Raw genomic sequence first — 15037 nt, forward strand, 5'->3', positions numbered from 1 at the left:
TGCAACTGTGTTGCAAAGATTCCATGATCAAGAAGTTCTACAAAAGGAATATTTTTAAGGGCAGCAATAGATTTACTTCATCCCTTCATGTCCCTCATGGCCAGTCATGGTTTTTCCACCATCTTCGTTCATCATCGATTTTTTGCCTTTCAATTGTGCTGCCGCATCAACCGTGAAAGTACCATTGGTCACGATTTCATCCCCGTTTTCCAAACCTGAAAGAACGACATACCCACTATTGACAACATCGCCCACAGCAATTTCCCGCATTTCGAAGGTTGGACTTTCCGTATCGGTCTTGACATAGACCACGGAGCGTTCCCCTGTCCAAAGCACCGCACTTTCGGGAATTATAATCGTATCGTCTTTTTTGTCGGAAGACAAGGTCAAAGTTCCTGCAACGAACATTCCGGGTTTAAGTAGCCCCTTGGAATTCTGTAATACCGCCCTTACTTCAATGGTTCTTGTGGATGAATTCAATACCGGGTCTATAAAGAAAATCTTTGCATCGAATTTTTTATCGGGATAGGATTTGGTAACAATCTCAATCTTCTGACCTTCTTTTAAAAGCGAAACCTGATTTTCATAGGTATCGAAGACTGCCCAAACTGTTCCCAAATTGGCAATTTTAAACAAAGCCGAACCCTTTTTTACATAATCCCCGGCCTCGACCATGATTTCGGATACCGTACCGGAAACATTGGCATATACGGGGAAATTCTCCTGAACCTGACCGGATTTTTCAATCTGTTCAATCTGTTTTTCGGAGAGTTTCCATAGCTTCAGTTTGTTGCGCACCGCTTTGTATAAAGAAGGTTGAGATTCTTTTAAACTTGCGGCGGTTATCAGTTCTTGTTGGGCAGAAACCAGTTCTGGGGAGTAGATGGTTGCCAATTGTTGTCCATTACGAACTTCTTCGCCCTTAAAATTGACAAAGAGTTTTTCTATACGACCATCGAAATAGGAGGCTTGGGTAGCAACCGCTTTTTCATTTTCTTCAATCGTCCCTGAAAGTTTTAGGGTATTGTCTTCTGCAGCCCCCCAACCGACCTTTGTGGTTCTAATATTGGCTAGGGCCATGGCGTTTTTCGTCATTTTAAATTGACCCATCGCCAAACCCTCTTCGCCTGATTCGGTGGGAATCAGATCCATCCCGCAGATGGGGCAATCGCCCGGTTCTGGTTGCATGATCTGGGGGTGCATAGAGCACGTCCACATCTCGCCTTGTGACTCCGAGGAATGATCGTGACTATCGGACATATCCGAATTATCCTTATTCGACATTGACCCATCCGTGGAATCCCCAAAAATGAGCCAACCGCCAAGTAAGCCTACGAGCACTGCTATTGCTATATATAAAATATTTTTGTTCATATCTGTCTATTTATTTTCCAAACGTTCAATCATCTGCTTCATTTCCTCGATTTCCTTTCGTTGTGCTTTGATGATATCCTCAGCCAGTTTCTTGACTTCCGGGTCTTTGATATCGGCACGTTCACTTGTTAAGATTGCTATCGAATGATGCGGAATCATTGCTTTCATCCAAAGTACATCGCCAATGATGGGTCTTTGCGCCCTAACCAATGCCAATGCACCGACAAAAAGAACGAGGCTGCCTACGTAAATGCCCAGGTTCTTTTTCTTGTTCCTGTACATTTTGAGCATTAGCGATAACATAATTACTGCCATTGCCGCAATTCCCAGACATGACATATAAAATCGGGTAAGGCTAAAATAAACGTGGTCTATTTCATAAGTATTCAAGTACATCGTGATGTACATTGCTACGAACGATAATCCCAGCATTAAAAAGAACCTGCCATAATTGCTTTTTTCCATTTTGTCATTGTTGTCCATATTTTTTGGCTTTTATAGTTACTACATCAATTAATCGATTTTGTTCTTAATCTAAGGGCATTTGCGATGACCGAAACGGAACTAAAACTCATCGCCAAGGCCGCAATCATAGGGGAAAGCAGAATTCCGAAGAACGGATAAAGTAATCCCGCGGCGACGGGTATTCCCAAAGTATTGTAAATCATTGCAAAAAACAGATTTTGCTTAATGTTCCGCATAACCGTATCACTTAGATTCCGTGCCTTTACTATACCGTGCAAGTCGCCCTTGACCAAGGTAATGGCAGCACTTTCAATGGCGACATCGGTTCCCGTTCCCATGGCGATACCGACATCGCTTTTTGCGAGTGCAGGGGCATCATTGATACCATCCCCTGCCATGGCAACTACCTTCCCATTGCCCTGCAATTTTTCCACTTCTTGCAACTTATTTTCAGGTAGCATTCCAGCCTGAAAATCCGTAAGATTGAGTTCGCTGGCCACAGCTTGGGCGGTGTCGTGATTATCTCCTGTTAGCATGATGACATCGATACCTTTGTCCTGTAAAGCTTTAATAGCCTTCTTACTGGTTTCCTTGATTTTATCGCCTATCACGACGTAGCCCACGGTAGTACCGTCAATGGCGAGATAAGAAACTGTCTTACCCTGTTTTTGATACGATTGGGCTTCATCTTCCATCGCCTCGGAAAGTTCCACATTGGCCTGCTCCATCATCTTGGCGTTGCCCAGAGCCACTTTCTTTCCGTTTACGGTTCCTTCCACACCTTTTCCGGTAACGGCATGGAACCTTTCGGCCTTTAGGAATTCCTTTTTTTGTTCCTTACCGTATTTTACCGTTGCTTCGGCCAAAGGATGTTCACTTTGACTGTTGAGCGAAACGATATATTGAAGTACCTCGCTATCGCTAAAACTTTTATCAAATAAACCCACTTTTTCAACCGTCGGTTTTCCTTCGGTAATCGTCCCGGTCTTGTCAACAATAAGCGTATCTACTTTGTCCATCTTTTCGAGGGCTTCGGCATTCTTTATCAGAACCCCGTTCTGTGCGCCTTTGCCCACACCGACCATGACCGACATGGGAGTGGCCAGACCCAAAGCACAGGGGCAGGCGATTATCAATACGGCAATCGCATTTACGAGTGCGTATACATAGGCAGGTTCTGGCCCCCAAATCGCCCAGACAGCGAAAGTTACGACCGCGATAATGACCACAATGGGCACAAAATACCCTGAAACCGTGTCGGCCAGTTTTTGGATTGGCGCACGGCTACGGCTGGCATCGTTGACCATTTGAATGATTTGCGAAAGCAAGGTGTCGGCCCCAACCTTTTCCGCTTTCATCAGAAAAGATTGGTTACCGTTAATCGTTCCGCTGCTCACTTTATCATCGACGGATTTGTTCACGGGAATAGGTTCGCCCGTAATCATCGATTCATCGATGGAAGTTTCCCCTTCGGTTATCACACCATCTACGGGAATCTTATCGCCCGGTTTTACACGAAGCACATCGCCCAATTCAATGTTGTCGATAGCCACTTCCTGTTCTTCCCCATCGACTATTTTAATGGCCTTATTTGGGGCAAGTTTCAACAGTTCCTTAACGGCGGAATTTGTTTTGCTATGTGCCCGTGCTTCCAATACTTGCCCCAATAACACAAGGGTCAAGATGACCGTTGCCGCCTCAAAATAGACGTGAACCGTTCCTGCTTCGGTCTTGAACTGGTCGGGAAAGAAATCGGGAAAGAACATTCCGAAAATACTAAAAAGCCACGCCACGCCAGCCCCGATACCGATCAGCGTAAACATATTCAGGTTCCAAGTCTTGATACTTCTGTACGCTCGTTCAAAGAACATCCAAGTAGCATAGAATACTACTGGAATGGAAAGTACGAACTGGATCCAGTTCCAATATTTCAATTCCAAAAAGTCGTACAATGGATTATTGGTCAGCATTTCCGACATGGCTATCAGGAAGATTGGCAGTGTAAAGGCGACAGCTATCCAGAATTTTTTGAGTAATTTCTTATAGGTCTTCTCCTCTGCGGAAACGTCAGGTTCCATGGGAACCAAATCCATACCACAGATAGGACAGCTTCCCGGTTCGTTCTTCACGATTTCGGGATGCATGGGACACGTATATTGTGAACCTGAGCTTTTCGAAAGGTTTTGTTCTTCGACCAAATCCATTCCACAAACGGGACAATCGCCCGGTTGGTCATAGGTCTTATCGCCATCGCAATGCATGGGACAATAAAAAGTGCCCGTTCCTTTGCCTTTTGGCTTTTTAGGTTTTTGTTCTGAAGTATAGTTATGCTTCCCCGGTTTATGAATGGAATAAGAACCACCATCAATTTTAAGGGCATCCTGAAATTTTTCGATGGGAATATGGGATTTCATTTCTATGGTTGCCTCTGCCTTTTCCAAATCGACGGAAACCGTAGTCACACCTTCCACTTTAGAAAGTGTCTCGGCCACATGCTTTCGACAGCCGTCGCAGGTCATTCCGTGTATTTGATAGGTGTGCTTCATGGTCTACTTTGTTATGGCTTCTGTAACCTTACCACATTTCAACATCTTCTCGCCGTAGTAAGGATTTCGAATTTCATCCACATTGGAAATCCAATACCCCCCTTTACCGTCAAAGGCCATCGGACAGAATTGTTTGTAAATCGTTCCTTCGGAGATGGATTCCTTAAACATAGGTTCGACCTTTTCTGTGATGTCTGAAAAGAGTTCACGCTGTTTTTCAATATCCGTTGCTTCGGCCATGGCGATGGCTATTTTTTTAATGTCTTCCCGTTCTTCGGAAAAACTTTCGGCAAGATTTCCAGCGGTGGTTTGCACCCCATCGGCATCGGAATCGACCAACGCCATTCGTATCTGTTGATAATTCTGGAATACCTTTCCCGTCATTCCATCGGAGAAGGAAGCGTCCGCGATATCCGCGGTTTGATTCTTTGGCTGTTCTATTTCCTGTTGTGTACTGATTTCCGCATCTTGTTTGGTTTTCTGCTCTCCACAGGATGCCAAAGTCATGGTAACTGCTGCGGTTGCGGCTAATATCTTGTTTCGATTCATTGTGTTTATTTTACTGATTTTCATTTTTATTGAATTTAGATTAGACATGGATTTTCAATTAATTGTATTCCTTATTTTTATTGATTTGTTAAATAGTTGATGACCGCCATTTGCGAATAATAGTTTTTTACGGCCTCGATTTGGTTCATCTGAAACTTCAGTTGCAGTTCCTGAATGTCGAGCACGTCGTTAAAATCGATAGTTCCCGTTTCATAATTTTTAATCAGGATTTCCTCTGCATCCTTGGCTTGTTTAAGATTCTTTGTTTGCGTGTTGAATTTGATTCTGGCCGCTTCCTTATTGCTTATGGACGTATTTAAAATAGTTTCCAGTAGATTTCTCCGATTCGATTTTTGCGCATTGATTTCGGCTTGGCGCATTTCATTTTGTACTGAACGGGATTTGTATTTGTTGTTGAAAATGGGAATGGAGAGTGAAACCATTGGCATCAATATATCCTTACCGTTATCGCTGAAATTCATTCCGGCCCTATCGGCAACGGGAATATAATCCAACCCAAAACCCAAATTGGGGTTCGCTTCCTTCTGGTTCAATAGTTCGGATTGTGTTACGGATTCATAGAGCCTATCGTATTTTTCGAGTTCGGGATGCAGTTCCAATTCCGTGGTTATTTGTTCCATATCATTTTCGATCGTCAAGCTATCAACGAGGTCGATGGCAAGCGTTTCCTGTCGGTTTAGTAGGTTGTTGAAAACACTTTGCTCCGAAAGATATTCCTGTATCAATATTTCCTTTTGCTCTTGCAGTTCATTTTGAAGTATCTGCAAACGCAATACATCCACTGCGGAGGCATTGCCCACTTCTACCGAGGTCAACGCCAAGCCTTCATAGGTTTTTAGCAATTGGATATTTTCGTCCAGAACTTTCTGCTTTTCCTTGATAGCGTAAAGTTTGTAGTAGGCTTGGGAAACGGATAACCGCAGTTTTCGTTTCGTAATGGATATATCCAGATAATCGACTTCGGCTACGGCACTTGCATAATTTTCCCTGGCGGTTATAGTGCCGAACCAAGGAAGCATTTGTTTAACCGAAAACCGTGCCTTTTGTGCCCCTGTACGGGTTTCAGGTTCGCTAACAAAGACCCCTGCACTTAGCTCCGTGTTGGGCAATGCATTCGCTTCTTCCACTTTTTCTTTCGAAATGTTGTAGCGTATTTCAAATGCCTGTACTTCGGGATTATTGGCTTCCGCTTCTTGAATATATGATTCCAAGTCCTGGGCATTTACAATACCCATGGCCAATAACCCAATCAGTATGCTTCCTATTTTCTTCATTGATTTATTCTTTTAAGTTGCCATTCGCTTTTCCAACTGTACAGCACCGGAACCACCAACAGGGTAATCAGCGCAATCAACATTCCCCCAAAAGACGGAATGGCCATGGGTATCATAATATCACTACCACGACCCGTTGAGGTCAAAACGGGCAACAATGCCAAAATGGTGGTGGCCGTTGTCATAAGGCATGGGCGTATCCGTTTTTCCCCTGCTTCAACAACCGATGCCCTGACCGCTTCCAAAGTCCTTGGTTTGTTCCGGTCAAAAGTCTGTGTCAGATAGGTGGCCATGACCACGCCATCATCCGTCGCAATACCAAAAAGCGCTATGAATCCTACCCATACCGCCACACTTAGGTTGATGGTATGCATTTGAAATAGGTCGCGCAGGTTCTCCCCGAAGAAATTAAAATTCAGGAACCAATCTTGGCCATAGAACCAAATCATCATAAATCCTCCGGCAAAGGCCACGGCGATTCCGGTAAATACCATTAGCGAAGTGGTTACCGAACGAAATTGAAAATACAGGATTAAAAAGATGATGAACAAGGCCAAAGGCACAACCACCGATAAGGTTTTTTCCGCCCGTAACTGGTTTTCATAAGTGCCTGTGAATTGATAGTTGATTCCTTTTGGCACGACCAATTCGCCGTTGGCAATTTTTTCTTGGATGAGGGCTTGGGCGTTTTCAACCACATTCACTTCCGCAAACCCATCCAATTTATCGAACAGTACATAGCCCACCAAAAATGTGTCCTCACTTTTGATGACCTGTGGCCCTTTTTCATAGCGGATATTGACCAATTCGTTCAAAGGAACCGGACTGCCTTTCGCAATCGGGACATAGATGTTCTTGATATCCGTCGGATTTTCACGAAGCTCCCTAGGGTAACGTACCCGCACTCCGTAACGTTCCCTTCCCTCGACGGTCTGGGTCAGGGTCATCCCGCCAACGGCAACCTCCAATACCCTTTGTACGTCCTCAATAAGAATTCCGTATCGCGCTAAAGCTTCCCTGTCAATATCGATTAGGAGATACGGTTTACCAACGATTCTATCGGCAAATACGGCTTCGTCTTTTACCCCTTCAGCTTCTTTCAAGATATTTTCCAGCTGGATTCCAAAAGCCTCGATTTGTCGTAGATCCTGACCTTTTACCTTAATGCCCATGGGCGCGCGCATTCCCGTTTGGAGCATGATCAATCGGGTTTCGATGGGCTGCAACTTTGGTGCGGATGTTACTCCGGGCAATCGTGTTACCCTTACGATTTCATTCCAAATGTCATCCGGGGATTGAATTTCCGGCCGCCAGTTTCGGTAGTATTCGCCGCTGTCATCCGGGATTAGATTTTCATAACGGATTTCCGAGAAATCCTCGATATCGGCGTCGGTATACTCCGAAGTTTTTTCTTCAAGGGTTGTATTCGGGTTCAATAGGAAATTACCATCCTTGAGCACAAATAAGCCATCATCATTGACCTTAAAGCGTTGGCGATTTCCGGTTTTGTTCTGCATGTACTCCGATTTGTATTGGATGATATTTTCGTACATGGACAAAGGCGCGGGATCTAATGCAGATTCCGTTCGTCCCGCCTTGCCTACGACCGTTTCGATTTCTGGGATGCTGGCCACGGCCATATCCAATTGTTGCAGCACTCTTTTGTTTTCCTCGACACCCGCATGTGGAAGAGAGGTCGGCATCAACAGGAAAGAACCTTCGTTCAGGGCAGGCATAAACTCCTTGCCCGTATTCTGCATAATCAGTACCCCGAAAACAACAATGGCCATCGGTATGGCGAGAAAGGCCAATTTATTCCGCAACGCCCAACGCAGTATTTGCGTATAGTATTTTCTGAACAGGATGAAAACACCCAACAATCCAAAGCATATCAATCCTACAAAAATCAGGTTGATAAAAATACTTCTGTCCAAGCCCAAGGGTCTCCAGTAGGTCGCCAATAGGAATACAATAGCTGTAGCGGAAATAATGATGTTCAACAGGCTGGCCTGTTTGTCGGATAGGGAAAATCCGCCGAAGAAACGTCCGGCCAATTCAGCATTCTTTAAGGGTCTTATCGTTCCAAATGCCATGAGCACAAGTCCTAACCAATAGCCGTACACTACCGCGATAAGTCCGATAACGATGAGTAGTATACTGAATAAGTAACCCATAATACTCTTGCTGCGCTTCTTTCTAAAGAGGAAAGCGGCAAATGGAGGAATTAAAAAGAGTGCAACTATAATGGAGGCCGTTAACGCAAAGGTTTTTGTAAACGCCAATGGACGGAACAATTTTCCTTCGGCACCTATCATCGTAAACACCGGAATAAAACTGATAATCGTTGTCATTACCGCTGTTAAAATGGCACCCGAGACTTCAGCGGAGGCGTTGTAAACCACTTCGTTGATGGGGAGCTTATCCTTATTTTCGTCCAGATGTCGAATAATGTTTTCTGAAAGAATGACACCAACATCGACCATGGTTCCGATAGCGATGGCGATTCCAGAAAGGGCGACAATATTCGCATCAACTCCGAATAGCTTCATGGCAATAAAGACCATTAGTACGGCCACTGGCAACAGCCCTGAAATGAGCACAGAAGCCCGAAGGTTGAACACCATGATGACGATGACCAAAATGGTAATCAATATCTCCAAGGTAAGGGCCTCATTGAGCGTTCCCAAGGTTTCTTGAATGAGTTCTGTGCGATCGTAAAAAGGTACAATCGTCAATTGCGATGTACGGCCGTCGCTCAATTCTTTAGAGGGGAGTCCGGAACTGAGCTCCTTGATTTTATCTTTGACATTGTTGATTACCTCCAACGGATTGGCACCATATCTGGCTACCACGACCCCGCCTACTACTTCAGCACCTTCTTTATCCAGAATACCGCGACGAACCGCTGGGCCAAGGGAAACATTGGCAATATCCTTAACACGAATAGAGGTAAAATCCTCAGAAGTGACTACCGCATTTTTGATATCATCCAAGGACTTTACATAACCCAGACCTCTTACCAAATATTCCGCTTGGTTGATTTCCAAGGTCTGTGCGCCGATATCACGATTGCTTTGCTTGACGGCATTGACCACCTGATGAAGACCAATATTGTACTGTTTCATCAATTCGGGGTCTACATCGATTTGGTATTCCTGAACATAGCCCCCAATGGATGCTACTTCGGAAACCCCATTTGCTGCCGACAAGGCATATTTCACATAATAGTCTTGAACGCTACGTAACTCCTGTAAATCCCAACCACCTGTGACGTTTCCTTCTTCGTCCCTTCCTTCGAGGGTGTACCAGAAAATTTGGCCCAATCCCGTGGCATCCGGTCCCAGAGCCGGGTTTACGCCATCCGGTAAAAGATTACTGGGAAGCGAATTCAGTTTTTCAAGGATTCGGCTACGGCTCCAATAAAACTCTACATCCTCTTCAAAGATGATATAGATGCTGGAAAAACCGAACATCGAGGAACTCCGAATTGTCCTGACCCCTGGAATACCCAAAAGCGATGTGGTCAAAGGATAGGAAATCTGGTCTTCGATATCCTGCGGCGATCTTCCCGGCCATTTGGTAAAAACAATCTGTTGGTTCTCGCCTATGTCGGGAATGGCATCCACGGCAACAGGGTCGCTTGGTAAAATGCCTGTATCCCAATTAAAGGGAGCATTGACAGTACCCCAACCTACAAAAAGCAGGAGCATCAGTACCGCAACAAGTTTATTCTCGATAAGAAATTTAATGCCCTTGTTCAGCATAAGAATTGATTATTAAACAATTAGAAAACACGTTGAGAAAACAATGCGTATAACAGGTTCAGCCCAAGAACAGCATGGCTGTTGGGCGTATTCTTCTAATGTTTAAAATCAAATGAGGAAAGTCTGATCAAGGATCTGTACATCCCGTATCAGTGGAGGAGGCGAATAGTCTTTAAAATGAATTGAATTTTCTTCAAGCCCTTCAAACAAATTTATATAGGAATAAACGAAAGAGGCAACAAACACTTGTTGGTTGAATGAAAGCTGGTCAAATGAAATTTTCAAATCATCTTGACCTTCGAAAACGACTTCGATATCGGTACAGCAGTCCATCTCCATTTCCATAACTTCACAGGAACTAGAGGTTTTGGTCATTTCGGCCTTCATCATGCAAGTATCGACCTTATCATAAATGCTAAAATCCACCAAATGGTCGCCACAATAGTGCATGTCTGCCGAAAAGGACATGGTAGAGAAGAGCACTGTAAGTGCCATCGCAATGGATGTTATTTTATGCAAGGTTTCTTTCATTTGCTTTGCAAATTTACGAATTTCTTAAATGCAATCGATTTGTTTAACAGAAGTTTAGAAAGAGTCCTTTTAAACGAACCAATTATAGGACTTTTTCAACACGATAAAAGGAGCTTTTACTTATACCAGCTTTTTCACATGCCGTTTTTATGGGTAGGTCTTGTTTATCGTATAGGTATTTTGCAAAATGGTATTTCTCAATAGTTTCTTTTTTAGAACCAGTTGGTCTGCCCAATAATTTGTTTCGTTTCCTTGCGTTGGCAAGCCCGACTTTAGTTCTTTCACTGATAAGGTTTCTTTCGAACTCCGCAACGGCAGCAAATATATGTAGTAAGAACTTCCCGTTTGCCGACGCGGTATCGAACTCCGGTTCACTTAAGCTTTTAAAGTGAACCCCTGCCTGATTAAACTTATCTATGAGCTCAACCATATTTTTTAAAAAACGAAACACTCGGTCATTTTTATAGGCGATAACAGTGTCCCCTTCGCGCATATATTTGATCAATTCATTTAGCCCCTTTCTGTCACTCCTGGCACCGCTGGCAACGTCCTTGTATATTTTTTCACAACCGGCTTTTTTAAGTAAGTCTATCTGAGATTCTAGATTTTGATCTTGGGTTGATACTCTGGCATATCCAAAAATCATGATAGTTCAGTTAAATTATAGCTCATAATGATTCGGTAAAAAGGGTGTCAATCGTAAAACAATTGTAATATTCGATTCCCCCTATGCTCTTTGAGTTCCAGCAATAGTTTTTCTTGATCACCGAAGGTAAATTTGGGTACAGTTAACACAAAGCTTTGTCTCTCACCACCTTTTATAAGCTTTGGAAGGTTATGCTCGTATATTGGCCCGATTTCAATTTTTTGGTAGGATGATTTTTTCCGCTTGTTACCATTTACCTTAAAAACTTTCAGGTAATCCATCTCAAAGTCTATTCCAGATCTGTTTTTAATCTCGATAAAGACATAGACCTCCGTTCGGTCGTAAATTAGGTCCCTCAGATGTAGGACTACACCCTTTTTTACTTTGCGTTTTAGACTGTTTCGATTGTGCTTCAAATGAAATTCGCTAAATTTTTTAAAGTATTCTAAACGATTAGGGAAATCATTTCGGGGGGTCTTCATCTTCACAGAATCCTTTAATAAGGATGCCGATTGTTGAACTGGTGCAGGAAACAAAGGGCTTTCAAAACCAATACTTTCATTTCTATGGACAAAATAATTCAGAGTATCCACGTCATTCAGATACTTCAGTTTATAGGCATAAACTTCATCCGTGGCCGTTATTACCAATAGGTTGCTTTCATGGCCCTTTACCCCCTGTAACAAACCTACATGCTGAGGGTTTTCTTTATAATAACTAAACGTAAAGTTGGGTGAACCTACGACCGCCTGGCGAATTTCATTTGGAAAGAAAAGTGCGACCACCTCCCTTTCATTTGTGCTTATAGTCCTCAACTCTTGTGCACTTGATTGACCTAAAATCAGTATCGAAAATAGGAATAGGATTTTTTTCATAAAGCAGGTTTTAATATAAGCTGATATTGATTGTAAATGGTCACTTTCACATTACGATTGTTCCTTCGAAAGACTTGTTTGATACCTCCTACTTGTGGCACACCGGGAATATTTATATCCTCTACTACATCCCCGATAACCTCCGTGGTGGCCTCACCCGTGAAGCTGTTCCGTACATAAATACCCTCATTGCCATCCAATAAATCGAAAGCTTTTAAATCGACCGATTTGTTGTTGATGTTCGTAATAGTGATGAAAACCCGGTTAGCCTTAAATCGGACAAAACCATAAACCAACGAATTTCTGGGAATGGAATCGCCGTTGACTATCGCATCTACAGCCAGACGTAATTCCAATCGTTCGTCGCTTTTCACCGTTTGTTCTCCGTTGACTTCCACCATGATAAAGTCATCGGTCCTTCCTTTTTTTGTTTCCAAATCAACCATTGAAACCAGTTTGGGTTCGTAGGAAAAAAACTCATGATGGGTCTTTGCAAAATCAATGACCGTTTCTTCGATTTGATTTTTTGATGTGCTAGCCATTGGTTTTGATGAACTCATGTTCACTGTATTATTATATTCTCCAGATTCGTAATTTATCCTTCCTGTGGCATAGATACTGTCCACGATACGTTGACGCTCTTTATCCTGATACATAGGATCATAAAGTCCTGTTGAATCCAATAGGGATTCGTCATAAATACTTGGAGCATTGGGCTCCCTTACTTCTTTCAAGTCATTGATGGCATCCAACTTCGAGGAATACTCTTTTTGTTCCTCTTTCAGTTCCGGCACCACTGGCTGGGTCAGTTCTGACTGCTCATCGTCCCCCTCTCCCATTACGAGAAATCCATAGCCGACTATAAATAGCACTACCAAGGTGACTATGGTGATAAATATCATTTTGTTTCGATCTATATTCATTTGAAGCTATTTTTGAATGTTGAGTTTTTTAAGAGTGTTTTCAAAGAAGTTGGTTATCAATAGACCATGGGTATTATTCGGGAAATTTCTATCTACCTGAAGCAGATTGCCTGTGGTTATTAATTGGTACCTATCGATAATAGATCCCCGATTAATCTCAAAAATGGTTTCCGTTTGAAAGGATATGCGTTCCCCATTTAGAATAAGTTCCGTATGGACCGAGATAACCTTTTGCACCAGGGAGTACTGCAGCAACCTGTTGTAAACCCCATCCGCTTTTTTCTGCCGGTAGACATTATCGACAGTACTATCTCCTAACCATAAGGCCTTTTCAAGATTTTTTTCATAATTACTTTCATCGATACCGTAGAAATAGTTGTGGAATAAATCGAGATGGGAAAGCGCCTCCACTTCCATATTTTCCTTTTGCGAAACCAATTTCAAGGGAATTATAGAGCCATCCGTGTTCACGGCAAAGGTGCTGTTCAGCATACGTTGATTAAAACGATAGACTGTAACCACTGCAAAAATGATGGTCAATAGACAGGCCAATACGACTGCCAAAACGATGAAACGGTTAAGTTTCAATACGCTATAGATATTTTTATAGGGTGTTATTTTATTTTTCATGGTATTTAGATTACTCAACAAAAAGCCTTAAGGTGAAACTGGTAGCACGCTTATAAAGTTTGAACTTCAACAGAATGATGAACCCCACTCCTGCCAATTCAATGACCGGGGCAAAGAGTTCATTACCGAAATCGGTTCCAAAAAGATTGGGCCAAAAGTTTTCCGTGATTTCTTGATACAGCTCGTTTACAAAAACATTGACCAGAAAGAATGCGGGTACGATCATATAAACAGCCGCGTACAGCTTAAAAAAGCGATAGCCCATTGGTCTGAACTTTTCAAAAACAGCCATGCTGATAACCAGTGGAAAAAAAGCCTGCATGATCCCCAATAGAAAGTAGCGTTCCGCCAAAAACAAGGGATAGATGAACAGATCCAACACCCAAAGAAATAGTCCTAATGCTAGCGCAATCATACGTATTCCCAAGAAAGGGGTGGTAAGCCATTCATACAGAATGCCCATCGCCTTTGTCGTTGCATCCAAAAGGCCCAAATCCTCTTCTACTTGGATATCCTGTAGTTCCAAGGGTAACAGGACAGGGGCCGTTCCTCTATATTGACCCTCTATGGCCACTAAAATGGAGTCAAAAGCATCCAATACTTCCGTAGAGAAAATAACCACCAGGACGACCGCAAAATTTTTAATCAATTCGGTGGGTGTCAATCCCCATGTAGTTCCTTGGATGGTCGCTCCTCCTTCGTAATACTTTTTCAAAATATTGATTAGAAAGAATAAAACGGCCAGCACTTTCATTCCACCGATTACATAGGATGCAAAATCACTATCCTTAATGGTCTGAAAAACGGAATCGACATATTCCAAGCCGATGGTTAAAAACATGAATAGCTATTTAATAGTTGGTTTCCCGATTATTGATTCTGTCCTGCATCTCTCGAAAGGAAATGATGAGCTTATACCTCTTATTCTTTAAGGTGATGTCCGCTATCATTTTTTGGGAATCGTCCCAATGTGCTTCCAATATTTCCAATCGCTCGGCATCGTTGAGTTTTAGAAAGTCATTGGAGAGCACTTGGTTCATAAATTCCAGATTCCTAAGTGACCCATCAATGATGGTATTAAAAGCGTTGGAAACGGCATCAATTTCGTCAGGGCGGATGTAAGGAGAATTTAGAATTCCCCTCAAATCATTTCTGACCATATTGACCAAAACCTCATTGTTTTCATTTATTTCCTTGACGGCCTCATATTGTGCCACCGCACTGTTCACTTTTTCAATGGTCTCTTTGGCCTGTTTGAGAAACTTGACTGTTTTGATCATTTCACTGGTCTGCTTTGCGGATTCAAACAACTGCTTGATCAACGAAAGAAAATTGGTGTTATCATAGACCGGAATTCCCTGCGCTTTCATTTGACCTGTGCTCGCTATAACCAAGAATACCGATACGATAATGGTTTTAATTGTAATTTTCATAATGTC

Annotated in this window: 12 protein-coding genes and 1 pseudogene; all 13 read right to left on the reverse strand. The window is 42.8% G+C overall.

Going from position 1 to position 15037, the window contains the following annotated elements:
* Positions 1-75 precede the first annotated feature (75 nt).
* Positions 76-1374 (reverse strand): annotated as a pseudogene (locus tag IV512_RS12075) (efflux RND transporter periplasmic adaptor subunit); the annotation flags it as partial.
* Between the two features lie 6 nt (positions 1375-1380).
* Positions 1381-1857 (reverse strand): DUF305 domain-containing protein, encoded by a 477-nt coding sequence (locus IV512_RS12080; protein WP_209403684.1) that lies wholly within the window; start codon positions 1855-1857, stop codon positions 1381-1383.
* Between the two features lie 26 nt (positions 1858-1883).
* Complete coding sequence (locus IV512_RS12085) at positions 1884-4385, reverse strand: heavy metal translocating P-type ATPase (RefSeq protein ID WP_209403686.1); 2502 nt, start codon at positions 4383-4385, stop codon at positions 1884-1886.
* A 3-nt stretch (positions 4386-4388) separates the two neighbouring features.
* Positions 4389-4958, reverse strand: coding sequence for a DUF3347 domain-containing protein (locus tag IV512_RS12090; RefSeq protein ID WP_245224777.1), 570 nt, complete (start codon positions 4956-4958; stop codon positions 4389-4391).
* Between the two features lie 53 nt (positions 4959-5011).
* A complete protein-coding gene (locus tag IV512_RS12095; RefSeq protein WP_209403688.1) occupies positions 5012-6229 on the reverse strand; it encodes a TolC family protein in 1218 nt (405 codons plus the stop codon).
* A complete protein-coding gene (locus IV512_RS12100; protein WP_209403690.1) occupies positions 6226-9993 on the reverse strand; it encodes an efflux RND transporter permease subunit in 3768 nt (1255 codons plus the stop codon). The genes IV512_RS12095 and IV512_RS12100 overlap by 4 nt, the downstream gene beginning before the upstream one ends.
* Before the next feature lie 108 nt (positions 9994-10101).
* A complete protein-coding gene (locus tag IV512_RS12105; RefSeq protein ID WP_209403692.1) occupies positions 10102-10524 on the reverse strand; it encodes a hypothetical protein in 423 nt (140 codons plus the stop codon).
* Between the two features lie 82 nt (positions 10525-10606).
* A complete protein-coding gene (locus IV512_RS12110; RefSeq protein ID WP_209403694.1) occupies positions 10607-11170 on the reverse strand; it encodes a recombinase family protein in 564 nt (187 codons plus the stop codon).
* 47 nt (positions 11171-11217) lie between these two features.
* Positions 11218-12045, reverse strand: a complete 828-nt coding sequence (locus IV512_RS12115) for a DUF4138 domain-containing protein (protein ID WP_209403697.1) — start codon at positions 12043-12045, stop codon at positions 11218-11220.
* Complete coding sequence (gene traM, locus IV512_RS12120) at positions 12042-12968, reverse strand: conjugative transposon protein TraM (protein ID WP_209403699.1); 927 nt, start codon at positions 12966-12968, stop codon at positions 12042-12044. Before traM ends, IV512_RS12115 begins: the two co-directional genes overlap by 4 nt.
* Before the next feature lie 6 nt (positions 12969-12974).
* Positions 12975-13598, reverse strand: a complete 624-nt coding sequence (locus IV512_RS12125; protein WP_209403701.1) for a conjugal transfer protein TraK — start codon at positions 13596-13598, stop codon at positions 12975-12977.
* A gap of 10 nt (positions 13599-13608) precedes the next feature.
* Positions 13609-14439: a hypothetical protein gene (locus tag IV512_RS12130; RefSeq protein WP_209403703.1), complete on the reverse strand. Its 831-nt coding sequence runs from the start codon at positions 14437-14439 to the stop codon at positions 13609-13611.
* A 10-nt stretch (positions 14440-14449) separates the two neighbouring features.
* On the reverse strand, positions 14450-15031 hold the full coding sequence (locus IV512_RS12135; protein ID WP_209403705.1) for a conjugal transfer protein: 582 nt from the start codon (positions 15029-15031) through the stop codon (positions 14450-14452).
* Positions 15032-15037 lie beyond the last annotated feature (6 nt).

The organism is Pseudozobellia sp. WGM2 (genome assembly GCF_017810075.1).
Lineage (GTDB): Bacteria > Bacteroidota > Bacteroidia > Flavobacteriales > Flavobacteriaceae > JADNYK01.